1 protein-coding gene is annotated in these 1,082 nt (G+C 67.4%); it reads right to left on the bottom strand.

Translation table 11 applies throughout. The features are described from left to right. Window positions 1-980, bottom strand: a 980-nt coding sequence (locus tag M8C13_RS44250; protein ID WP_252486855.1) for an IS481 family transposase, incomplete at its 3' end; no start/stop codon positions are given. Between the last annotated feature and the right edge of the window lie 102 nt (window positions 981-1,082).

Here is a 1,082-nt window from a genome sequence, read left to right as displayed (position 1 = left end):
GTGTATTGCCCTGCGGGGTTGTTGACGCGGCTGATGGGTGGCTGGCCGCCGAGTGCGGTGTGGCTGCGGTGGTGGTTGTAGGTGTGCAGGAACTCTGCCAGAGCCTGAGTGCGTTCATCGTTGCTGAGGTAGGGCCGGACGTAGGCCCACTCCTCGAGCAGGGTGCGGTTGAACCGCTCCACTTTGCCGTTGGTCTGCGGCCGGTAAGGACGAGTGCGTTTGTGCGTGATCCCAGCGGCGGTGAGCATCTGGCGCCAGAGCCGGGACTTGTAGCAGGAGCCGTTGTCGGTGAGCACCCGTTCGACGCTGATCCCGGCGGTGGTGAAGAACAGGTGGGCTCGTTGCCAGAACGCGGCCGCTGTCTCCTTCTTCTCATCGGGCAGGCTTTCGCTGTAGGCCAGGCGTGAGTGATCGTCGACGGCGGAGTGGATGTAGCTGTAGCCGATCACCGGCCGGCAGCTGCGGCGCTGATCGGTGGTGGCGATCTTGTTGTCCGCGGCGCTGCGGCGGTCGGTGACCCGATGGCCGCCGCCGTCGGGGATGTTGCCGAGCTTTTTGATGTCGACGTGCACGAGTTCGCCGGGGCGGCAGCGCTCGTAGCGGCGGATCGGCTCACCGCTGGGCCGGTCTAGCCAGGCCAGCCGGTTGAGGCTGTGGCGTGTCAGGATCCGGTGCACTGTGGAGGCCGGCAGGCCCAGGATGGGGCCGATGCGGGCCGGGCCGAGCTTGCGGGCCTGCCGCAACTGGCATACCTGGGCCTCGAGTTCGGCGGGGGTGCGATGCGGGGTGGTCAGCGGGCGGCTGGGGCGGTCGTGCAGGCCTGCCTCGCCCTCGGTGCGCCAGCGGCGCATCCACTTGTGGGCCGTTGCTCGTGAGATGCCCATCTCGGCGGCTGTGTGCGCGATCGGGCGACCGGCCAGGACACGGGTGACCAGCAGCCGCCTGCCGTGAATGGTCAGTCGGGCGTTACGGTGGGACACGAAGGCCTCCGTGTGGTGCAGATTCGACACCTACACCACACACGGAGGCCTTCCCCATGATCAAGGCCCGGACATCAACAACGCTCGTGGTCACTACACCTA

This window comes from Crossiella sp. SN42 (assembly GCF_023897065.1).
Classification (GTDB): domain Bacteria; phylum Actinomycetota; class Actinomycetes; order Mycobacteriales; family Pseudonocardiaceae; genus Crossiella.
This window is presented reverse-complemented; position numbering and strand designations above follow the sequence as displayed.